Source organism: Denitrobaculum tricleocarpae, assembly GCF_007004665.1.
GTDB lineage: Bacteria > Pseudomonadota > Alphaproteobacteria > Kiloniellales > Kiloniellaceae > Denitrobaculum > Denitrobaculum tricleocarpae.
In genome coordinates this window covers 245916-267795 of the sequence record NZ_ML660052.1, presented here as the reverse complement: position 1 = coordinate 267795, position 21880 = coordinate 245916, and the positions used below count along the sequence as shown (strand labels likewise).

16 protein-coding genes are annotated in these 21880 nt (G+C 56.9%); 5 read left to right on the top strand and 11 right to left on the bottom strand.

Going from position 1 to position 21880, the window contains the following annotated elements:
* Positions 1-68: 68 nt before the first annotated feature.
* The gene (locus tag FKG95_RS01185; RefSeq protein ID WP_142894348.1) at positions 69-1457 is read right to left on the bottom strand and encodes a leucyl aminopeptidase family protein; all 1389 of its coding nucleotides are present in this window, start codon (positions 1455-1457) and stop codon (positions 69-71) included.
* A gap of 141 nt (positions 1458-1598) precedes the next feature.
* On the opposite strand from FKG95_RS01185, the gene FKG95_RS01180 reads away from it, so the two are divergent.
* Entirely contained in the window at positions 1599-2249 is a 651-nt protein-coding gene (locus FKG95_RS01180; RefSeq protein ID WP_142894346.1) for a glutathione S-transferase family protein, read from the top strand.
* Between the two features lie 17 nt (positions 2250-2266).
* Here the strand turns inward: FKG95_RS01180 and FKG95_RS01175 are convergent, their stop codons facing one another.
* From FKG95_RS01175 to FKG95_RS01145, 7 genes are all read right to left on the bottom strand, one after another.
* On the bottom strand, positions 2267-3310 hold the full coding sequence (locus tag FKG95_RS01175; RefSeq protein WP_281281415.1) for a TAXI family TRAP transporter solute-binding subunit: 1044 nt from the start codon (positions 3308-3310) through the stop codon (positions 2267-2269).
* 172 nt (positions 3311-3482) lie between these two features.
* Complete coding sequence (locus FKG95_RS01170) at positions 3483-4910, bottom strand: dihydrolipoyl dehydrogenase family protein (RefSeq protein ID WP_142894342.1); 1428 nt, start codon at positions 4908-4910, stop codon at positions 3483-3485.
* A gap of 184 nt (positions 4911-5094) precedes the next feature.
* Positions 5095-6081 carry a hypothetical protein gene (locus FKG95_RS01165; protein WP_142894340.1) on the bottom strand — a complete coding sequence of 329 codons (987 nt, stop codon included), beginning with the start codon at positions 6079-6081 and terminating at the stop codon, positions 5095-5097.
* Between the two features lie 402 nt (positions 6082-6483).
* Positions 6484-7683 (bottom strand): JmjC domain-containing protein, encoded by a 1200-nt coding sequence (locus tag FKG95_RS01160; RefSeq protein WP_142894338.1) that lies wholly within the window; start codon positions 7681-7683, stop codon positions 6484-6486.
* A 184-nt stretch (positions 7684-7867) separates the two neighbouring features.
* A complete protein-coding gene (locus FKG95_RS01155) occupies positions 7868-8917 on the bottom strand; it encodes a 2OG-Fe(II) oxygenase (RefSeq protein ID WP_142894336.1) in 1050 nt (349 codons plus the stop codon).
* Between the two features lie 240 nt (positions 8918-9157).
* Positions 9158-10444, bottom strand: coding sequence for a nucleotide sugar dehydrogenase (locus tag FKG95_RS01150; protein ID WP_142894334.1), 1287 nt, complete (start codon positions 10442-10444; stop codon positions 9158-9160).
* Positions 10445-10670: 226 nt separating this feature from the next.
* Positions 10671-11363 (bottom strand): ParA family protein, encoded by a 693-nt coding sequence (locus FKG95_RS01145; RefSeq protein ID WP_179953871.1) that lies wholly within the window; start codon positions 11361-11363, stop codon positions 10671-10673.
* A 401-nt stretch (positions 11364-11764) separates the two neighbouring features.
* Here FKG95_RS01145 and FKG95_RS01140 point away from each other — a divergent pair, with 401 nt between their 5' ends.
* Positions 11765-14833: an Ig-like domain-containing protein gene (locus tag FKG95_RS01140; protein ID WP_142894330.1), complete on the top strand. Its 3069-nt coding sequence runs from the start codon at positions 11765-11767 to the stop codon at positions 14831-14833.
* Positions 14834-15013: 180 nt separating this feature from the next.
* On the opposite strand, the gene FKG95_RS01135 is transcribed toward FKG95_RS01140, so the two are convergent.
* Complete coding sequence (locus FKG95_RS01135) at positions 15014-17029, bottom strand: XrtA/PEP-CTERM system exopolysaccharide export protein (protein ID WP_179953870.1); 2016 nt, start codon at positions 17027-17029, stop codon at positions 15014-15016.
* Positions 17030-17418: 389 nt separating this feature from the next.
* Positions 17419-18213, bottom strand: coding sequence for a metallophosphoesterase family protein (locus tag FKG95_RS01130; protein ID WP_142894326.1), 795 nt, complete (start codon positions 18211-18213; stop codon positions 17419-17421).
* A 900-nt stretch (positions 18214-19113) separates the two neighbouring features.
* On the opposite strand from FKG95_RS01130, the gene FKG95_RS01125 reads away from it, so the two are divergent.
* Both FKG95_RS01125 and FKG95_RS01120 read left to right on the top strand, forming a co-directional pair.
* Positions 19114-19578, top strand: a complete 465-nt coding sequence (locus FKG95_RS01125) for an Hsp20 family protein (protein WP_142894324.1) — start codon at positions 19114-19116, stop codon at positions 19576-19578.
* Positions 19579-19670: 92 nt separating this feature from the next.
* Positions 19671-19889: a DUF1150 family protein gene (locus FKG95_RS01120; RefSeq protein WP_142894321.1), complete on the top strand. Its 219-nt coding sequence runs from the start codon at positions 19671-19673 to the stop codon at positions 19887-19889.
* A gap of 83 nt (positions 19890-19972) precedes the next feature.
* Here the strand turns inward: FKG95_RS01120 and FKG95_RS01115 are convergent, their stop codons facing one another.
* Positions 19973-20713, bottom strand: coding sequence for a GntR family transcriptional regulator (locus tag FKG95_RS01115; RefSeq protein ID WP_142894319.1), 741 nt, complete (start codon positions 20711-20713; stop codon positions 19973-19975).
* Between the two features lie 125 nt (positions 20714-20838).
* Here FKG95_RS01115 and FKG95_RS01110 point away from each other — a divergent pair, with 125 nt between their 5' ends.
* Complete coding sequence (locus tag FKG95_RS01110; protein WP_142894316.1) at positions 20839-21879, top strand: Gfo/Idh/MocA family protein; 1041 nt, start codon at positions 20839-20841, stop codon at positions 21877-21879.
* Position 21880: the final 1 nt, after the last annotated feature.

The window sequence follows — 21880 nt, the reverse complement described above, 5'->3', positions numbered from 1 at the left end:
TTTTCAAACCGGAGCGCGATGGCCCGCGATTAACGGAGCGATAAAACTCAATTGCAGGCAAAAAGCTGTCAGGCAGAACCGCCTTGCGCAACGAATTCCTTGATCATGCCATAAGTCGCACGGACACCCATTGCTTCTCCACCTTCAGGACGGCCCGGGCGGGCGGCCAGATTCCAGGCCATAACATCGAAATGAACCCATGGTGTGGCGCCCTCCACAAAATGCTCGAGAAACAGCGCGGCTGTAATCGCGCCGCCATAAGGCCCGTTGGAAATGTTGCTCAGGTCCGCAACCTTGCTTTCAAGCTGCTTACGATAGGGTTGGTGCAAGGGCATCCGCCATACGGGGTCGCCCTCCAGTTCTCCGTGACGCAAAAGCATTGCGGCCACGGTGTCGTTGTTGCAGAACATTGCCGGCAGGTCAGTCCCCAAAGCAACCCGCGCGGCACCGGTCAGAGTCGCGAAATCAATCAGGAGATCAGGCTTTTCACTGCAGGCCTCGGTCAGGGCATCACTCAGCACAAGCCGGCCTTCAGCGTCCGTGTTGCCGACTTCGACGGTTAGGCCCTTGCGGGTATCGAGGACGTCGAGGGGGCGAAAAGCGTTCCCCGACACAGCGTTTTCCACGGCAGGAATCAACACGCGAAGACGTACGGGCAGTTTCGCCGCCATAATGATGGACGCGAGTCCCAGAACATGCGCAGATCCGCCCATGTCCTTTTTCATCATCTTCATGCCCCCTGCCGGTTTCAGGTCGAGACCACCGCTATCAAAACAAACGCCCTTGCCCACCAGCGTAACCCTGGGGCCTTTCGTCCCCCACTTCAGATCGATAAGTCTGGGAGTCTTCTCAGCTGCGCGGCCCACGGCATGAATCGAGGGAAAATTCTTCTTGAGCAGATCCTCACCGACAATCGCCTTGAATTTCCCTTTATGAGCCTTTGCAAGCGCCTTGGCCGCCTCCGCCAGTTCGGCGGGCCCCATGTCTTCCGCCGGGGTATTGATCAGATCGCGGGTCAGAGAAATTCCCTCGGCCATCCCGAGAGCTGCCTTTTGATCCGCAGTCTTTGGCCAAACAAGTGACGAAAGGCCACTCTCGAAACTCTTGTAGCGATCGAAACGATAGGTCCCGAGCAGCCAACCGAGTGCCACGGCTGTGGCGTCGTCTGCGCTCAGATCCGTCTCGATTCGATACCGCCCTAAGGGCAAGCCTGCCGGTAGGGCCGCGCAAGCCCAGAGCATGTCAGTCTCGTCTACCCCCACAAGCACACCGCCAATCCCCTTTTTATCGTCTGGCAACAGCGTGAAACGGCCGGGAGCGGCGTCGAAGGCAGAAGCTTCAAGCCACCGCCGGACCGCAACAGGTTTTCCCGTCAGCCACTCCTTCAAACCGCGCTGGTTAACCAGATGAATGGGACGCGTTTCAGCGTTGGCGCGTGATGTCAGGTATTTGGTCATGGGATCGCTTTTCCTGTTTTCTGCGTTCGGCAAGACGGCTAAACACTCGTGTGGTGGAACTGAAACTCGGAAGAGTTCATGGGTAGCCGACGACAGCTCCGACCTCAAGATGTAAGCGCTCCAATATGAGGAAAGAGAGCAATGCCTGACTTTACCATTGTCCTCGGCAACAAAGCCTATTCTTCGTGGTCACTACGCGGGTGGCTCCCCCTGAAACTCTGCGGCGCTGACTTCGATGAAGTCATCGTTCCCCTGCGCCAAAGCGACAGCAGGGAGCGCCTGCTTGAAGCCTCGCCCGCCGGCAAGGTTCCGGTCTTGAAGACAGATAAGGGCACAGTTTCGGACAGCCTGGCCATCGCAGAGTATCTGGCCGAGCGGTTTCCGGCCGCTGGCCTCTGGCCGGACGACCCCTGGGCCCGCGCCATGGCACGCTCAGTCACAGCCGAGATGCACAGCAGCTTTCCAAACCTGAGGAACGAATGTCCCATGGACGTGCGATCGCGCCATGAAGGCCGGCAACTCTCCGACGCGACCCGGAAAGATATCGAGCGGATCACGGAAATCTGGCGGGACTGCCGTGACAACTTCGGATCCGGTGGCGACTTCCTCTTCGGCAGCTTCGGTATTGCAGACGCGTTTTTTGCACCGGTGGTATCACGCTTCGTGACCTACGATGTCGACCTTGATCCGGTATGCAGCGCCTATCGTGACGCCGTCATGACGCGGCCGGAAATGCGCGAGTGGATAGAGGCCGGCCTGGCGGAGCCCTGGATTATCGAATTCGGCAACTAACAGCGCGGCAGAAGCTCTTACTCAATAACACCGATCTCGCGATAGTAGCGGCGGGCTCCATCGTGCAGGGGCACACCCAGACCGCTGATCGCTGTGTCGATGGTGATGAGCCTGCCTTTGGGATGGCCGCGCATCAGCATCTTACGCGTGTTCTCATGCCAAAGCGCGCGGGTGACTTGATAAATCAGCTCTTCGTCCGCGGCATCGGTGACGAGCCATTGCGCACCGACAGACAGGGTTCTGGTCGCAGGCACATTGAAGTAAGTTCCCGCCGCCACTGTTTCTTGGGCAAAAAAGGGATAAGCCTGACGCAGGGTTTCAGCTTCCTTACCGGCGATCGGTACCAGTGTGACAAGTGAGTCTGCGGCCAAGAACTTCACCGCGTTCACGGGCGTTCCCGCCACGATGAAAAACCCATCCAACTCTTCGGCGCGCAGCATGTCCGCGGCAATACCGGAGGGTACGGAAACCGCGTCGAAATCCTCAACACCGATACCGTAAGCCTCCAGAATCAGCAATGCATCGACCTGGGTTCCCGACCCCTCTAGATCAATGGAGATCCGCAGTCCCTTGAGATCCCTGACCGAGCGAATGCCACTGTTTCGGCGCACCACAAGGTGCACCGATTCAGGAAAGAGATTTGCGATCGCCCGAAGTCCGGGAATACCACCCTGCTCCTTGAAAAGCCCCTCGCCCCGATAAGCCCAGAAAGAGACATCCGCTTGGCTAAAGCCCGAGTCCAGCAGCCCGGCACCCAGCTGTTTCACATTCTCGACAGAACCTTCAGTCGATTGCGCGACGGCAATCAGCCCTGGTACGCCGCAGCTGCCGCCACGGTTACAGGCACGGCTGCCGGGTGGATTACTGATAGCATTGGCAAGGATGCCACCGACCGGAAAGTAAGTTCCCCCAGTCGATCCGGTTCCAATGCGAAAGAAACTGATGTCCTCGGCCCAGCTGGAACTCCAGGACAGCAGCCCCAGAAATACCGCAAAAACGGTCACTGACAAGCCGGCGGAAATACGCCGGGAGCATTTCAAAGACTTTAGCGCGCGGCCCACTGAAACCGCCCCTTTCAAAACATTTGGCACACCGTGGTTGGGCGTGTTTACCGTCCGATATATCGTTGCAATTTTGACAATACTAGGGCAACGGCGAGGCAATGGTTAAAATCAAAGTGAAAACCGCCGAGAAAAGAGAAAATAGTCTTCATTTCGGGCAAGAGGGAGGCAATCACCCGAACTTTAGCAGAAAGCGCACGATCTTCCGGGTCCGCTCGCCAAACAAAGCGTCGGTGTAGTAGCTGCCGGCAACGCGTTTGCCGACCTCGCTCAAAGTCGGGTAGGGCGCGATCGCATTGGCCATGGCGCCGATCTTGAGCCCCTGGCTCAAGGCAAGCACCCACGGCTGAAGCAACTCACCCGCGCGCGGGCCGCCGATCGAAGCCCCGAGGATTTTACCCCGCTTCCCGACCACGACCTTTATCAGACCCTCCGTCTCCCGCTCCGCCTGCGCTCTGTCGTTCTCCTCAAACGACCAGCGCAGAACCTTTACATCGTCACCGAGACTTTCCCTGGCCTGTGCTTCGGTCAGGCCGACATGGGCAATCTCGGGGTCGGTGAAGGTCACCCAGGGAACAAAGTCATGCGAAGCTTTTGCCGGAAGCCGGAAGAGCGCGTTCCTGATCACAATTCCCGCGTGGTAGCCGGCAACATGCGTAAACTGCAGACCACCCGCGACATCGCCAATAGCGAAAATCCGCTTGTTGCTGGTCCGAAGGCGCGCATCGACGTCAATGCCTTTGGGCGAATAGGTGACCCCTGCCGCTTCGAGCCCCAGGCCCTCGACATTCGCGCTACGTCCGGCCGCGACCAGGATGTGCGACCCCGTCACCGTCTCCTTTTGACCCTCCTCCTCTATCTCGACGGCAACATGACCGCCCGCAGCTGAAACCGACGCAATCTTGATACCTTCGCGTATCGTGACCCCGTCCTCGCTCAGCCGTTTGCGGGCAAATTCCGTCACTTCCGGATCGTCCTTTCCCAGAACCCGGAACATCTCCAGAAGTGTCACCCTGGCGCCGAGACGCCTGTGGGCCTGCGCGAGCTCGGATCCGATCGGGCCGCCACCAATCACGATCAAATGCTCCGGCCGCTCGGCAAGCTCGAAGACGGTTTCGTTGGTCAGGAACGGGACATCTTGGATGCCGGGAATGGGGGGAACCGCCGCAGAAGAGCCGGTGGCAATGACAAAGCGCTTGGCCCGAACGTTTATATCGCCGGCTTTCACCTCGCGTGGACCGGTGAAGACGGCAGCGTCCTTCAGAACCTTGACACCGAGTCCTTCGAAGCGTTCAACCGAGTCATGTGGTTCGATCGCGGCAATGACACTTCGGATATGATCACGGACAGCAGGGAAGTCGACCTCCGGTTCCATCGATTTAATGCCAAATCGGCCACCTCGACGCATGGCATCGGCTGCATGACCGGCGGCTATGATCGACTTGGATGGTACGCAACCATAGTTCAAGCAATCCCCGCCCATCTTGGCCTTCTCGATAAGCACGACCTCGGCACCCATCTGGGCAGCACCGGCAGCCACCGAGAGTCCGCCCGATCCACCACCAATGATGCAGAGGTCGGCATTAAGAGTCTGGCTCATAGTTACGTCCTCATTAAATTTGACCGCCATATGCCAGATCGCCCGAAGCATTCCGACACTTCGGCCAGGCGAACAGCGCCGGGCGCGGATCAACGACCATTGCTGGGGAGAAACGATACAGCGGCGGAACTCTCTTTTTGCGCGAGATCCTGCTTTTGTGCGAAAGCTTCTGCATTCAGAGAGATTACAGAGAATCCTGTGTCTCTAGTGCCCGCGCTAAAATCTGCTGCTGGCGATGAACGGAGTTGCCCGCTCCGTGCTGATCCTCATCCCCCTCTTCCTGCAGCGATGCCGCAGTGTTGCCAGTGCGGCCAAACGCCAACTGCCGCGCCAGATCCTGCTCGCCCGGTAAGACATCGTGGGCCACAGAACGTTCTTCTCCGCTTCCGTTTGCGATATCGGCATCGATAACCGCTTGGCGCAGATTGAGAGCCGCGGCGGTACTGCGGGCGTTGGGCCGTTTGTCCAATGCAACGGAACGTGCGTCCTCAACCGCTGAGGTCATCGCTTCCAGCGCTGCCAATCGAGAGGCATGCGCCTCCCCAAGAGCGCGCTCGACGCGGTAGGTCATTGGCAGGAGCACGCCCAACACGAGAAGCCAAAGGGGCAATAACCCTCCCAGCAATTCGCTTGTCCGACCTCCCTCGGCAAGCAGAGCCACGGGTGTTACGGAACTCGCTAGCCAAAAGTCGACGGTGATCGTAGCCGCGATCAGTAGGCTCCCGGCGACCAATAGGCTTCGCCAGCAGATAAACCCGGCAATCTGCGCGAGGAGAACCAGGGAAAAAGCGAAGATACCATAGGTGATCGAGCCGGCTGTCTCGAGTGACATCACGGCAAGAAGGACCGACTGCGCCACGAAACCGACTGTCAGGACATACCGGGCCACGACACGAACCGGATCACAAACCCACACAAGAGAGGGTAGCAGCGCAAAAAGCGTACTGGCGGCAATCACCAGAGCAAAATCCCGTTCCGACAGGTTGGAGAGTAACGCAACCACGCCGATTGCAAGCCAAAGTTCCGCCACGATCACACGGGCGGTAAGGCTCCGAATTCTGCCCAGATCCGGCGCTATGCTTGCCCTTCGACGCCTCGTTGCAAGGCTGGGCAGGTTCGCTTTTGCCAGTCCCGCCGCATCAAGATTGGCCGTTTTAGGATTCGATCTCACGTACCGCATCCGATCGTCTGTCGGATACCGCAGTAAGAAATACCTGCTCTATATCTGCGCACCACGTCCACACACCCCGTACTCTTAGGTGCCGTTGGTCCTCTTTCCGTCAGGATCACGAAATCTGCGCTTGCAAGACCGATCGTTTCCCGCCAGGTCAGCGAAGAAACATGACTTAGCCTCTGCTTCTTTCAGCTGGATCGCGATCCGCCCATGGACAGAAACTGTCGGGAGGAATCGCAATCCGGCGCGTCGTTTCCGTGTCACATCGGATGAACGGCACTGCTATTTTTATTGCCCCAGCATCTATATCACAGCAGCGAGCAAAGAGTCCGCTTCCTCGCGGCGAATCAGGGGTTGAATCAGTTCACTTCTTGTCGAGCCCGCCGCACCAGCCCCTTTTTAGGCCAGTTGCTCGATAATTTTCTCGGAACAGAGCCGCCCCAGGAGTTGATCGAGCTTAACTTCATCAACCTCCGGGAATGCCGTCTCGAGAGCGGGCTTATCGAATCGGGTCTGTTCCAGCATCCAGCTGACAAGCGGGCCGTCATCGTCCGGCTGAACCGACTTGAAACCTTCTGCCTGAGCAATCCATTGCTTCCCGCGCCGCACCACCCGCAAACCGTCGCGCAGGACCTGAAACCTGACCGGCGGCTCAAACTGCGGCAAAGAGAAACTGGGGCGCTTGACGGAAAAGCCGTTGCGTAGTTGCCTCGCGAGTTGCACCCCCTCCGGCCCTTGAGCAATCTCCTGGAAACGGCTCGAGAGACGTTCCAGGTGTTGGGCAAAGAGCTCTTCATCATCGGCGTTTCTGCATTGAGGCAGGTCTGCGCGAAAGAGAGGGTCACGCACCGCGAGCTCCCAGAGTTTTGTCAGCCACTCCAGTCCGATCGGTTCGCTACAGCTGAAAGTCACGTGAAGTGAGGCGTCGCTGCTGGCCAGTGCATCGTGGAACTGCCCGCGCGGAAGATAGAGAAGATCGCCCGGTCGCATGACGACCTCATCGGCGACCCGACCCTTCATGCGGTCGTACTCCGACTGTGGCATATTCAGGAAGGCGGGATGCTCGATGGGGTTTTCTGCTCGTCCCTCGTATATTTGCCAACGCTTTTCGCCCAGGATTTGAAGCGCATAGACCTCATGCCTGTCAAAATGCGAATCGAAAGCCTGACGTTGCTTCCAGGAACAATAGAGGTTAGCATTTCCGCGCCCCCCGTGGGCGGCCTCAATGACCTCCATGACCGAGCGAACACCCGGATGCAGAGTCTCAATCTCATTCAAAAGCAACGATGCGCCGCGTTTCAGGAACCCGAGCAGCTTGTCGGCATCCGGTTGCAGCACCTGCATCTGGTTACGATCCATGGTGTTGCGGCAGTAGGCAGCAGGTGGAATACGCTGTCTGTCGAGCGATAACTGCAGCGAGCGAGCGCTCCACACTGCCATATCAAGGATCCCGTTAAGATCATCCCAACTCATGACCGAGCCGAACTTTCCCGCCTGTCCCGGAATGTGCACAGGGCGCTTATGGCAATAGTCTTGAAAGAACTTTTCGGGCGGCACCGGATCTATCAACTGCCGGAAAGACGTTATGAGTTCGGACATTTACCTGCACTGCGTTGAGATATAACTGCGTGAGCAAACTATATGGCTTTGCGGCGCGCCAGCAGCAAGAATCGGAGCATGAAACGTTCAACTCCGTGACAGGAGCGCTGTTGTCCCGGATTTGGTTCTCGGGTGGACCGCAAGAGTTGGAGAATGGCTTCGAGGCTTGGCTCAGATGGCATGATCAGTAAAGAAACGCCAGCTGAACGTAGCGGCTGCCTTTCGTGACCGGCCGCGCCTCATGAAGCAGGGAACAACAGAACACCACCGCTTCACCAGTTGCGGGCCGGTAGCCGGCATTGCAATACTCCGGGAAGATCAGGTGTCCGCCCTCATGCTCCTCCGTATTGAGGTTGATCGACACGGCGAAGCGCCGATGGGCATTGACGCTACTGGTGTTATCACGGTGCGCACGGAAAAAGCCCCTATCCTCAGCGTCGTAACGCGCAAGCTTGAAAGCCTCGTGCGACTTCACCTCGAAGTGGAAGGCTTTCGCGATCTCCGGCACGATGCGACGCAGGTAGATCACTCTGATTTGTTCGGCTAAGGCGGTTTTACTCTCAACCACGAAATCGCGGCGCTTCTTGACCTTGTCATCGAATACGAGTGGCGTCCCATCCTGCCTTTGCTCGTTGAAGCCCGAGGGCTGATGAGCAGAATTTTCGAAGATATCAATAAGATGCCTGCAGCAGGACGGGTCAAATACGCTCGGGACGCGCAAGACCGGCGCATGTGTTCTGGCTTCTGAAAAGCCCGGCCGCTCCGGCAACAGCGACCGGACCGCTGAGAGAATATCCGCTTTCTCGAGCGAATCCGCGCGAGGATCAAACACGCCCACAACGCGCTGGTTTTCGTTCAGTAGCAGAGTCGACCCGACTTCGCGGAGATTGAAGGCGGAAGCGACGGAGCCGTTGGCATCTTTTAGCCACTCATAATCCGGATTTGAATTTGAACCGCCGAGAGGCGGAGCGTCGCGCGGCTGATCAGACGTCCTGGCAATTAGAATCAGCTTTACGTTCAGATTTGACAGATCCTGACAAATTTCAAAGAGCGAAGATAGGAATGAGGACTTCCCCGCATCTGCCCCGACTGGCTGTGCGGCACAAAGGTGCACAAGCAAGGGCCGGCCAGCGAATTGAGCCAGCACCCGCGACCGCCCGTCAGCGGTCTCGAGTTGAACATACGGAAATATATCGCCTACACCCAAGTGCCGCGACACGAGACTCGCGGTCATTGTTTTTTTGTCAGCACACTACGTTCCCCCCCCGGAAACACGCTGGCTGATTATGATCACAAGAGCGTGAAGAGGCAACTTACCATCCAGAAGATGTAAGTTACTTCATGACTTACTTAAGCTTTTCAATGACCTACATCTTGGCAGCGCCTAAGATATAGGCAAAAGGCCACGACAATACTAGGCTGGGTGCTGGCTTAACGACCCACGGAAAGCTCTCATCGGGTGCAAAACCCAGACTTACAGTCCCCAGTATTGAACGTCGGACCTCAGTTGACTGTCATCGAGCACCGATTTGACATCAATCAGTATGCCGCCCGGCTTCAAGCGATCGGTGAGCGCGGCCGTACCGCTGTTTAAAAACTCTTCATGCGACACAGCCAGGATCAGGCCATCGAGTTCCCGCAGATCACCCTCTGGGGAGACGGTCAGGCCAAACTCCTCTTCGGCCAGTTCAGGCGTTACAAAGGGGTCGAAAATAAGAGGCTCGAGACTGAACTCCCGCAACTCGGTCACAATGTCGGGGACCTTACTGTTGCGGATGTCGGGCACATTCTCCTTGAAGGTCAGGCCTAAAATGCCGATCCGCGCGCTGGCCGACATCCGGTCGCTCGCGAGCAGCATTTTAATGAGCTTGCGCGCCAGGAACGCCCCCATCCCGTCATTAATGCGGCGCCCCGCCAAAATGACTTCCGGATGATAACCCACCGCCTCTGCGCGTGCCGTCAGATAGTAGGGATCGACTCCGATGCAGTGTCCGCCGACAAGTCCAGGTGTGAACTTAAGGAAATTCCACTTGGTCGCAGCAGCAGCCAGGACATCCCTGGTCGAGATTTCCAGACGCTCGAAGATAATGGAGAGCTCGTTCATCAGGGCGATATTCAGATCGCGCTGGGTGTTTTCGATAACCTTGGCTGACTCGGCGACCTTGATCGACGGCGCCCGATGGACACCGGCGGCCGCGAAGCTGCCGTAAGCCGCTGCCACCCGGTCGAGAGTCTCGGCGTCTTCTCCCGAAACGACTTTCACAATGGCCTCGAGACCATGCTCCGTATCGCCCGGATTAATCCGCTCCGGCGAGTAGCCCAGCTTGAAATCGACCCCCTGACGCAGTCTCGAGGCCTCGGCAAGGATCGGGCCGCAGATGTCTTCAGTCACACCGGGATAGACCGTTGACTCCAGCACGACGACAGCACCTGGCTTCAAGTAGGGTGCAATCATTCGGCAGGCGCCTTTCACCGCGCCTAAATCCGGGCGCCGGTCGCCGTCAACCGGCGTCGGGACCGTGATCGCAAAAAACGTCGCACCTTCAAGATCAGCCGCGGTGTCGGTGAACCGGATGGAAGACGCCGCCAGATTTTCAGACGTGACCTCTCCCGTCCAATCCTCGTGTGCACGCAGGGCCGCGATCCGGCGGCTGTCGATATCGATGCCGATGACGGTCTCGAAGTGTTTCGCGAAAGCGACCGCCAATGGCAGTCCAACATAGCCCAGACCGATAACGGCAATCTTTTCTGAAGTCAGCATAGCAGTGTCAAATCCCGGATACATTCGGTGCGGTCCGTCCGGCGTAGCAGGACGAAGACCCATTGTTTTAGTGTTTGAGCTTCTAATCCCCCGTTAACGCGGCAAACGTCAAGGGACAAACAAATTACAAACGTGAGGTGGTGGTAAAGCCGTGGCCGGCAAATCAACGTTGGTTTAATGAGGTTAAAGTCAGACCAGACAGAGAATTGGTCAAGGATTTTAATACCTAAGACACCCGGGCAGCCGGATTATCCTCGGAAAAGCGCTCTATCTCCTCCAGTTTAGCCAAAACCGCATTGGCCAGATTTACAATATCAAGCCTGGCATCGCTCTTTGGTGCGAAGTCGCCAATCCATTTGCGTTCGCCAAAAGCATCGACAAAGGCGGTGCGCTGGCGCACCTCGGGACCAACGACGTCGCCCAGGTGGCGTAAAACATCGCCAATCCGACGTCCCGCGCCCGTGCGGTGGTCGATTTTCGAGGGGACCAGCAAGAAACTGAGGTCATTGCTGTCACGGATCGATCGCGAGGTCTCGATCAGGTTCAGAACATTGGTGGTTGCAATCAGATCCGGACCCGAAGCCGTGAGGGGAATGATCGCAAGCCGCGAGAGTCCCAGGGCTGTCTCGGTGACGGCACGGGAATGCGCCGGGCAATCGATCAATACGAAGTCGCTTTCGATCGACAGCACCTTCGTCATCCAACGTTGTGCTCCGCGCTCATCCTCCAGCGGAATAGTATAGATTTTCGCGGGATAGCGTCCCCTGGACATCCAGTGAGTGGACGTGCCTTGCGGATCCGCGTCCACCAGTGCGACCCGTCGTGACCCGCCTCCCAGTTCGCAGGCAAGATTGACCGCAATGTTGGATTTGCCGACGCCCCCCTTGAGGTTCGCCACGGTGATGATTCGCGCGGTCACGGTCCAACCCCCGTCAGCCGCACAAGCGGTCCGGCCTCTTTTGTCAGTCGGCACAGAGTCGTCGTCCTCATCGGTCGGATCATCATCGGTTGTGCACCCGAAGGCCTGTTTGAGTTCCCTCAACGATCGCAAAGCGCCGGGACCGTCCCTGAACCCGGCAGCTGAGATTCGCATGCTATCTCACTATCAACAAATGATTTTATAATCCCTTACTTGGCCGAATACTCTCCAGCACATTAACTAAAATCACACATATTTATATAGCTTTACCTTGCGAACGCGTTGACGGCATTCGCGTACATCCCCACACTCTGGCCACTGTTAATCTGGTGTTAACCAAAGCGTTGTTGAGCCTGAATGTTCAAAGGGATTTCAACGCGATCTGGGAAAGGTCAATCGGCATGACTGAGCAGCAATCGAACCTGTCGTCTACGGAAACGTCCGAGAAAAGCGAGTTGGACAGCCAGCGCACGGATGCATCTGTCGAAACAGGCACAGCAACTGCAATTGCGCTTGGTCAGGCTGCCGCGCCCGAACCCCTTGTCGTAACGCAGCCGGCAACCGGGCAAACCCAAGAGATCAGCCTGGAAGCCGGCCAACCGGTTCTCTTGACCATGGCCGCGGATGAGACCTTCATCGCGGTCGACGGCGCCAACTTCGTTTTGAGCTTCGATGGCGACGGTGATGGTGCAATAGACACCCGCGTGGTCTTCCTGAACCTGGTCGATCAGGCCGGCTCGGAAAACCCGCCGCAATTCGTCATCGGCGGACAGGTTGTCAGCAGCGGCTTGCTTGTGACCCAGACGATCGCGCTGGGCGGGGGTAACGGCGATCCTATTCCCTTCGAGACCGCGGCGGGGGAAGTTGCGGTCGGCGGCGGCAACAATGTCTATGACGATGATCTGGGCAGCGCCATCGACTTGCTGCTGGCGCAGGACGTCATTCCACCAACCGCTCTGGTCTTCGGTCTGCCCGATCCCGAGCCCGGATTAGCCCTTGATCTGACGTCGGACGTCCTTGACGACGTCCCCCCGCCACCGCCGCCGCCCAGCGAACTATTTGCGCCGGTCGATTTCGATATCTCGGTGACTGCAGAACGCAATTTCGGCCCAAACTCGCCGACCGCCCCCAATGTCACTGAAGGCGTTTTGGATATCGGGCTGGAAGAAGAAGTGCCTGGATTCTTTTTCGAATTCCAGGTCGGATTCGAGGAGTCACCCGACGACAATATCCGCGGCACAGACGTGGAAGACGGCACCACTGAGAACTTCACTATCACCAGCCTGCCTGAAGAAGGTTTCCTCGCCATCGACACCAACGGTGACGGCATTTTCGACACTGTCCTGGGCCCGGCAGATATCGGAACCGAACGGGCCGAAATAACCACAGCGAATGAGGTGCGCTACTTCCTGCCGTTAAACGGCGGCGATGCCGAACGCCCCGAACTCCCTGAGAGTGTCCGCTTTACTTACTTTACAACCGATTCTGACGGTCTGACCAGTGACGGCGCCGTTGTCACGATCGACTTCGAGAACGGTCTTCCTGGCGTGCTCACGGTCGAGCCGGACGTTGGAGATATCAGGCCAAACCGCGAGGGCGATGCCAACGCCCCTGAAACCTCGGTGACTATCGACGTGCTGGCGAACGACAGCCATTCTGAAGGGCTGCCCCTGACGCTTGAAAGCGTTGATTTCGATCCCGCATTGGGCACCGCCGTTATCGTGGACGACCAGATTGTCTTCACACCGGCAGCCGGCGTCACTGAGACAACGGTTCAGTTTACCTACACCGTTACGACCCCCGATGGCTTGAGTGAACAGACCACCGTCGATGTGACCATCGGCAAGGACGTCAGTGTGCAGAGCATTGTCGAAGTGCCGGATTCAAGTCCGCTGCGCGAAGAGCTATTGAGCCAAATCGTTGGTGGCGTCGATACATACGACGTAGACGGTGCAGATGGGACAGCGACTGATCCCTTCGACGTAAATGTCGAGCTCTACCCCAACAGCGACGTGACCTTTACCGTCACCGCTGACCCGGATTTGCCTGACGTCCTCGACCTTTATCTGCTGCAGGATCTTTCAGGCTCTTTCCGAGACGACCTGCCGGAGGTTCGCGGCGATCAGAATGCCAGCAGTGACGCCGGAGATCTCGGGCTGCTGGACGATCTGGTCAACGGGGTTGAGGGCTTGGCCGGCGACGTTCAGTTCGGTCTCGGTAGTTTCCGTGATGAAATAACCGAGGGTGACGATCCGGACCGGGACGCTGGCTCCCTTGAACTTGGCCAGTATGCGTTCCGGCATCACCTCGACCTGGCTCCAGGCGAGGGCGGCGAACGGCTCGACGGTGTGCCGACAGATGCACCGGGCAATCCCAATGAACCTGCGGGTGAAGGCGCAGCATATGACGAGCTGTTTGCCGGGGACCCTGACAGTGACGAAGCAACCGGGCTCGGTGGCGACAACCCCGAAAAGCAACTCTTCGCCTTGAACGAAGTCGCAAAAGATGCGGCGCGTGCAGAAGATAATGATGGCGGAACCTCGTCTGATTTTGGTTTCCGCAGTGGATCCGCAAAAGTCGTCGTTATCCTTACGGACGCAACTTCGCACGATACAAACAACGCGGCTTTCATGGAGCAGTTAAGGACCAACCTTCAGGTTTCGGGTATCATTCCGATCTTCTTGGTCGCCCCTGGCGTTGAGGGTGCCGATGTCATTAATGAGTTCTACGACAATCTGATCGAAGATCTGCAGGTTGGTGTCCGAGTTCCGCTCGAGGCAGATAGCAGCGATCTTGTTGAAGCCATCGAGAAAGGACTGAATCAGATCAATCAGGACCTGACGCTGGAAGTCGAAGGGGACGAAAACGGATATGTCTCGATCGGCGAACCGGATATAGACCCCGAGACCGGCGAACACATTTGGGAGGTTACTCTCTCTGCGCCACTGGACAAGGGCCATAACAATGACGACGACATCACACTGAAGGTCACCAACGATGCGTCGGGCGAACAGGTCGGTGGCGACATCAATGTCGACGTGACCACGGATGCCGCGGCAAATGGCGGCGATGACTTCGACATCGTCGAGGGTCACAACGGACAGAACGTCCTTAACGGCGGCGCCGGAAACGACCTGATTATCGGGCTCGGTGGTGACGATATTCTCATCGGCGGTGAAGGCAACGACGTCTTCGCGTTTGGCGCCCGTGACAACGGTGACGAGTTGGACTTCGACGGCAACGATATCATTCAGGATTTCACCATCGGCGAAGATCAGGTCAATCTGGAAGCTCTTCTGGATGCCCTGGGTATTGACGATGCCGACCGCAAAGACAGCGTGACCGTGGAAGAGGATGGTGGCAACACAGTGATCACCGTCGACGGCGCCACGGATTTCACTGTGACCCTGACCGGCATCACCGACACTCTGACGGTCGGCAACGACCCCAATAGCGACATCGTTATCTAAAAAACTGCCAGGCCGAGCAAAGGTCAGGATACGAAAAAAACGGCCGGCGTCTGCATCAAGGGGCCGGCCGTTTTCTTGTCTGCTGTCTTTTTTCGAACTTCAGTTCAGTGAAATCAATACACCCACAGTCGTCAACACCGCCGCCAGCTCATTCCGCGTGAAGTATCTCCGGAAGAGCTGTTAGAAGGTCGCGCTTAATCCAACGGAAATGGTGTTTTCCAAAAACTCATCGCTTGAGCTTTCGTCGGATTCACGAAGCCGGAAGGTATAATTGACGTTCGCAGAAATGTTTGTGAAGACGCTGTAGTTCAAGCCCGCTCGGAAAGTATATTCGTTCTCGATGCTGTTACCCAGATCGTTGTACTCATACTCGCCAGACGTGTTGACGCTCGTGCGATTGTTGAGGGTGCGGCCCCAGTTCGCGACAACCCCATATTCCGACTCGTCGTCGTCGTTGTCGTTGTCTTCGAGATTGGCACGGAAATTGAGGCCGAAACTATCGCGATCACGCGAACCGTTGATCCCGGCACGGAAAGTTTTAACGCGCGTGGTTTCATCATCTATGTCAAAAGGAACGTCGTTCGCCGAGTTGACCACCTGGCCAGTCTCAGTATTAACGAACTGTCCCGTGTCTGGATCGAATGCAATGTTATCAAAATTCTGGCCCAACGCCTCCTGGGACGTTCGCAGAACTTCGGAGTAGCTTGCGCTCAGGGTCGTGCGCGGCGTTATGTTATATCGCAGGTCGCCGTCAAAACTGACTTCGTTATCGCGCTGGCCGTAGCCAACCTCCAGCTGCGTACGGGAACTCGGCTGCCAGCGGGCGGCCGTGCGCCAAGTCGGATCATCGACTTCGTTGTCGTTATCGCCATCATCGAACTCTTGATAGCCGACCGATCCGATTAAGAAAAAGGAGCGCGTAACGGCATAGGTCGTCGAAAAGTTCACGTCGCGGCGTGAGACATCGTCGTCATCCGATGACATCGCTTCCGAGGCAGAGGCCGACAGTCCCCAGGAAAACTGCGTGAAGTCAGGTCCGCTGTTCAGGCTTAAACGTCCTTCGTGAGTCGAGGTATCGGACGCATCGTCCGAATCGACGAAAACCTGAGAGAAGGTGTAGCGGGACTCCATCCGCGCAAAATCGCCAAGCCGGTTGGTCACATAGGGGCTCAGGCGGTAATTCTGGACCGTCTCACGGTTCGAAGTGTTGTCGTCGGATCCGGAAGAGGATCCTTCGCTGGTCAGCACCTCCTGACTCACAGATGCATTACCATCAATGAAGAAAAGATCATTGAAGAGCTCGACAGTCCCCGAACTGTTCAAGTCGACATCCGCGTCAGCGCCCTCGTCATCTCCACCGTTCTGCTGGCGCAGTGCGACGTTACCTGAAAAGGCCCAGTTGATTCTTGCCGCATTGGCGAAAAATGTAATTCCGGGCCTGACGGTGCTGATAAACGCTGATTCCTCTTCACCGTCGGGGTCCTGGTCAACGTTATCGCTAAAGGTTTCCTGGAACGAGATTGTCGGCGTGACACGCCAGTCACCGGAGAAAAAGCCCTCGGGGATGATGATGACATCACCCGGCGCCATGGCAATGTTCGCAGTCGAGTCGCCGTCGTCGACCAGATCATCGAGCCGCAGAGGGATCTGACGCCGCGTGTCGCCCTCGCGCCGCAGCAAGACCGCTGAGTTGCCGTCCGCATTGCTCGAAAGACCACCGACGGCAATCAAGACATCCAGGGCGGTCATACGGTCGCGAAAGGCGACAGCCTGAGGTTGCTGGGCCTCGCCGACAACCCGGATCTGCTGGCGCAGGTCGCCGGAGAAACTGCGCACGATGACCGTTACGACCGGGTCCTGAATGTAAACGCTGAGTTTCTCTTCCAGCTCTCGGGACAGAGTTGTCGGGGTGTGCCCGACAACCATCAAATCCTCGATCAGTGGTGTCGAAACCCGGCCATCAGGGCGCACGGTATAAACGCCGGAAAGGTCAGGGTTGCGCAAAACCAGAAGTTCCACGACGTCGCCCGGCCCGATCAGATAGTCAGGAGACGCCACTTCGCCGCCGTACAGCGTGCCGGCAGGTTTCTGAGCCGCTTGATTTGCAAGGTTTTCCTGTGGATCTGTGACCTGCTCTGTTGCAGACGCCAGGCTACCAAAAGACAGACTCAACGCCGTAGCACTGACCCCACCCAACAAAAACCCCCGAGCGACAGACCGCAAACAACGGTCAGATGATATCGCTTTGCTCATATGCTCCGCGTTTGCTGCTGCGCCTTTAAGAACAATCAGACCCCCCAGATGCGCGTAAGACACCCGAATCCGTGCGTAAACAACTGTCTGTATATATCAACCTCGTTACGCAGTCGAGGCCCTGAGAAACGATTAATTGCCCGGTTTTGGCAGAAAACCACCATAATTATCGGCAGCTTAGGTTAAAAGAATCGGCCAGGCCACCCAATAACGGCGGTCCAGGCCTAGCACTGCGAACTTTAAGATATTCTTTACGTAACCGCTCATCGCCGTCTCATGAGCGGTTGCGGACTTTGTCGAATATCTCGAGCGGAACAACAAGTTTTGTTAGATCAACGCCTTAACGATGTCGAGAGGAACCGCTTGGCGCTACCTTCCAGAACAAGGCAGGTCAGGGCACCAGACGCGAACGCCCCCGTGTCAATACCGATTCGATTGCTGCGTACATCAGGACGCGCTGTCGGTGTATGTCCGTGAACGACCATCACACCGTGATCGACGCGGGAATTCAAAAACTCGCTTCGAATCCAAAGCAGATCGTCGGGATCTTGTTCTTCCAACGGACAGCCCGGGCGGATCCCAGCGTGGACAAAAAGATAGTCTCCCGCACGATACTGTAGCTTGAGCCCTTCCAGGAAGGCTTTATGCCGCGAAGGCACGCATGCCCGCATTTGGTCAGAGAGCTCTGCGTAGTAGGCTTTATCATCCAGAGACCTTGGCGCTTTAGCACCGTAACTCATGACCGTGGCCTCTCCGCCAAAGCCGAACCACTGCGGGCCGATTGCAGGATGCTCGAGAAATCTGAGCATCGCCTCCTCATGGTTACCCTTGAGGTGCACCGACTCCAGGCCTGCTAAGGGTTCGTCAAGCAGCAGGTCTATGACCTTCCGGCTTTCCGTGCCACGATCAATGTAGTCGCCCAGGTAAACGGCCACCGCTGAGTTGCGCCCTCCGGCAGCCTGATGGTCGTCGAGGATTTGACTGTGAAGCTCGGTGAGCAAGTCGGCACGGCCGTGAATGTCACCGATCGCGTAAACCCGCTGCCCCTCAGGAACCCGAAAGCCACCTCGGGAAGAGGCACTGGTGCCGGAAAAAAATCGTTTCAGGGAAGATAGAGAGCCGCGCATAAGCATGTCCTAACTTGCCTCATCAGACGCGACAACCCTTATCGAACCCGTCAAAGCACAGGCAACCCCATCGGCGGAGGTTAAACGCCAGTCGTCTCCCGGGGCCGCGCCTCAGGGGGCTGAGTCCTCTCATCTGTATTGGTGCTTATGATGATGGCGTGAGACCACAACGCGGGGAGCAATCGAAACTTCGGGCTAAAGCACTGATGTTTCGGGGTCTGGCAGATCGAAACGCGATCAATGCGGGGCATGCAACTGCCAAAACTCAGACCGGCGATAGCGCCGACAACGTAAAATCGTCCGCTATCTAAACAGCTGAGTCTTGCGCGTTTTCCGGCTGTTTCCGGAGATCGCCCCGCGTGCAATTCACACTGGGCTCGTCTCGGCCCGCCGGCTGAGTTTCAAGTCGGTTACCAAGGACCTCGTGAAGGCTGCGCAGGGGTCGATTGAGATAGGGACTAAGAGATTGATTAAATTTATTCTTTAGCATCTTATCCACAGCCTTATCCACAAGATGTAGTATGTTCGATCACTTAACCTACCTTATCTGGGGTTAACAAAGCGTTAATCGAAAGGTTTCAGTAACTATAATTTAGCTTGAAGACCGCTAAGGTCATGACAACAAAAGATAGTTTCTGATTGAAGCAATTCCGCACCCAAACTGGGGATAATTTCCGCAATCCTTAGATTGCAGGAACACAACTGAAATATCTCTCACGCCGGCGCCGGCGGCAACCTGCCAGCGTATCCGCAGTAACAGAGCTTGATCATGAGGAAAAACCTCCCAAATAGGAAGTAGGCGCCGTGCTGGAATGCAGACGCCATGACACCGGATGCTGCATGGCAGGTCCAAGGAAAAACACCACAGCCCTTGCTCATGGGAGAGGAGGACGCTGGTAGATGACACGGATGTCTCTATTCAACAGCCCGTTAATGCTTGGTTTCGAGCAGTTCGAACAAGCTATAGACCGGATTTCGAAGACTGCATCGGACGGATATCCGCCTTACAACGTTGAAAAACTTGCGGACAATCGGCTGAGGATTACGCTCGCCGTTGCGGGTTTTACGACCGACGATATGCAAGTTCAAATTGAAAGCAATCAACTTGTCATCCACGGCAAGCAAAACGACGAGCAAGGCCGTGTCTACCTCCACCGCGGCATCGCGGCACGCCAGTTTCATCGCAGTTTTGTGCTCGCCGACGGAGTCGAGGTCAGCGGTGCCGCGCTCGACAATGGCCTGCTGCACATCGACCTGGAATGGCCCCTGACCGAACCTGCCATCAAAACCATTGCGATCCGCAACGGTGGCGACCAAAAGCAGGTGAATATGAAAACCTTGGAAAACTCCGAGCCAAAGAGCTGAACGCCCTTACTTGGAAAATCCCACACAAATGCCGCCATATATGGAGCTTGTTAACATCTGGGCGGTACGATCCAGGATGGAGGTAACGTAAAATGCAGAACTCTTTGGAATTCGCGAATAGCATTTCGACTCATGATCTTCGCGTTCTCGGGATCAATGAAGTCGCTTACATCAAGCCTCAAGAGTCGGACGGCCAAGTGTATTACACCATCCACGCCGCCGATGGGACAGAAGTGGCCCGTGTACCTGAACGCGAAGTTGCGGTGGTAACGGTACGCCAGAACAACATGGAACCGGCCAGCATCCACTAGGATACCAGCAGGTCGCTCGTCGCGGAATGAAGGGCGGCTCTTGCGGCCTGAGACCCTGAGGGCACGCCGTGCCCTCATCGCCTTCAATCGAAATAGTCCTGGTGCCTGGCGGCGAGACTCGAGAGGGTCTCGAGGATCGAACTCAGATGCGCCTTGGTGATGGCGAGCGCTGCCGCTTGATCTTGAAGCAAGACGGCATCAAGGATCTGCCGGTGTTCCGAGAGAAGTCTGTTTTGGTGGCCCTTGTCGCGCAGGGAGAGCGCGCGCAGGCGGTCCAGCAACATCTTTTCCCGCTCGAGAACGTGCGCAACCCTGGGATAACCAGTCGCCTCAGCCAGCAGACCGTGGAACCTGTCATCCAACAGGCGAAAGCGCAGGTCATCCTGCTGGGTAATCGCAAGCCCCTGGTCAATCAGGTTTTTTCTCAGAGCGGCCTGAGATGATGGCGGCAATCCCACCTCGACGAGCCTGCAGACATTCGCGACCTCTATAGCTTCGCGGAGGAACCGGGCCTCGAGGATCTTTTCACGGTTCAACCTGGTCACGAAGTTCCCGCGGCTTGGCAGTGTGGTGACCAATCCGGCTTCACGCAGTTGCATGAAAGCTTCGCGTACCGGTGTTCGGCTTGCTCCGAACTTGGATGCGATTTCGCTTTCCGAGAGAAAACAACCGGGCGGCAAAATCATTCTTAGTATCGCTGCCTTGAGCGTATCGAAGATCTGACTCCCGGCCGGACGGGTGAAATCAAGCGGCGCAAAGCGCAGACCGGAAACCGGGTCTGGGCCCGGTAAACTCTTCGCATTGGCTCTAACGGTCTGAGGCATCCGGCATCCATCCGCTTCCGATAACCCGGCTGCCGCACGAGAGAATTTGCAGCCGGTATACTGGTATGCTACAAAAACTCCTCAAGGTCGAGCCAAAAGCATTTCGACGTTTGTGCGGGGGGAAGATGAAGACAGCTTTGATAGGACTGGGTATGGTCGCACGCACCCACGTCCGCGCTATTGCCGCAACAAAAGGCAAAATCACCTTGCAAGGGGTTTGCTCTCGCGACGCGGGTAGAGCCGCAGCCTTCGCGAAGGACATTTCCAGTGAGCTGGGCATTGTTCCGAAAGCCTACGCTACACCACGGGAAATTGCGGAAGATCCTGAGATTGACTTCGTCATTGTCGCCACACCGCCAAACGCCCGCGCCGAGATCGTGCAGATTCTTGCAAACAGCGGCAAACACATCCTCCTGGAAAAACCTATCGAACGCAGCTCTGTCGCGGCGACGGAAATCGTCACATCATGCGAAGCGGCCGGCGTCAAACTCGGGATTGTCTTTCAGCATCGGATGCGCGCATCGGCGATCAAGCTCAAGGCACTCCTCAGCAACGGTGCGCTCGGGGAGCTCGCCGTCGCCGAAATTCTTGTGCCCTGGTGGCGCGAACAGTCCTATTACGACGAACCCGGCCGCGGGACCTATGCCCGGGACGGCGGCGGTGTCCTGATCTCACAGGCCATTCACACCCTCGATCTCGCCCTCACGTTCACAGGCCCCGTCCGGAAAGTACAAGCCTTCGCGCGGACAAGCGCACTGCACAAGATGGAATCCGAAGACTTCGTGTCGGCAGGCCTGGAGTTCGGCAACGGCGCTGCCGGGTCTCTGGTTGCCAGCACCGCGAGTTATCCGGGCCGGGCCGAATCCATTGCCCTGCACTTTACAAAGGCTTCGGTAAAGCTCGAGTCCGGCAAGCTCGATGTTGACTGGCACGACGGACAGCAGGAGAGCTTCGGCGAAGAAACTGCGACCGGCGGCGGTGCCGACCCGATGGCTTTTACCCATGAATGGCACCAAAAGATCATCGAGCGTTTTGCACAAGCCGTTGCAGAGGACAGTCAACCGGTTGCTTCCGGCCGCGAGACGCTTGCTGTTCACAGACTTATCGATGCGTTGCTAGAATCATCACGTGAGGAGCGCGCGGTCACCCTTCCCGCAGCGGAGTAAT

What these genes read in the sequence shown, in the direction of transcription:
- FKG95_RS01185 (WP_142894348.1), bottom strand. Translation starts at nt 1,457, where the DNA reads ATGACCAAATACCTGACATCACGCGCCAACGCTGAAACGCGTCCCATT.
- FKG95_RS01180 (WP_142894346.1), top strand. Translation starts at nt 1,599, where the DNA reads ATGCCTGACTTTACCATTGTCCTCGGCAACAAAGCCTATTCTTCGTGG.
- FKG95_RS01170 (WP_142894342.1), bottom strand. Translation starts at nt 4,910, where the DNA reads ATGAGCCAGACTCTTAATGCCGACCTCTGCATCATTGGTGGTGGATCG.
- FKG95_RS01160 (WP_142894338.1), bottom strand. Translation starts at nt 7,683, where the DNA reads ATGTCCGAACTCATAACGTCTTTCCGGCAGTTGATAGATCCGGTGCCG.
- FKG95_RS01155 (WP_142894336.1), bottom strand. Translation starts at nt 8,917, where the DNA reads ATGACCGCGAGTCTCGTGTCGCGGCACTTGGGTGTAGGCGATATATTT.
- FKG95_RS01150 (WP_142894334.1), bottom strand. Translation starts at nt 10,444, where the DNA reads ATGCTGACTTCAGAAAAGATTGCCGTTATCGGTCTGGGCTATGTTGGA.
- FKG95_RS01140 (WP_142894330.1), top strand. Translation starts at nt 11,765, where the DNA reads ATGACTGAGCAGCAATCGAACCTGTCGTCTACGGAAACGTCCGAGAAA.
- FKG95_RS01130 (WP_142894326.1), bottom strand. Translation starts at nt 18,213, where the DNA reads ATGCGCGGCTCTCTATCTTCCCTGAAACGATTTTTTTCCGGCACCAGT.
- FKG95_RS01125 (WP_142894324.1), top strand. Translation starts at nt 19,114, where the DNA reads ATGACACGGATGTCTCTATTCAACAGCCCGTTAATGCTTGGTTTCGAG.
- FKG95_RS01120 (WP_142894321.1), top strand. Translation starts at nt 19,671, where the DNA reads ATGCAGAACTCTTTGGAATTCGCGAATAGCATTTCGACTCATGATCTT.
- FKG95_RS01115 (WP_142894319.1), bottom strand. Translation starts at nt 20,713, where the DNA reads ATGCCTCAGACCGTTAGAGCCAATGCGAAGAGTTTACCGGGCCCAGAC.
- FKG95_RS01110 (WP_142894316.1), top strand. Translation starts at nt 20,839, where the DNA reads ATGAAGACAGCTTTGATAGGACTGGGTATGGTCGCACGCACCCACGTC.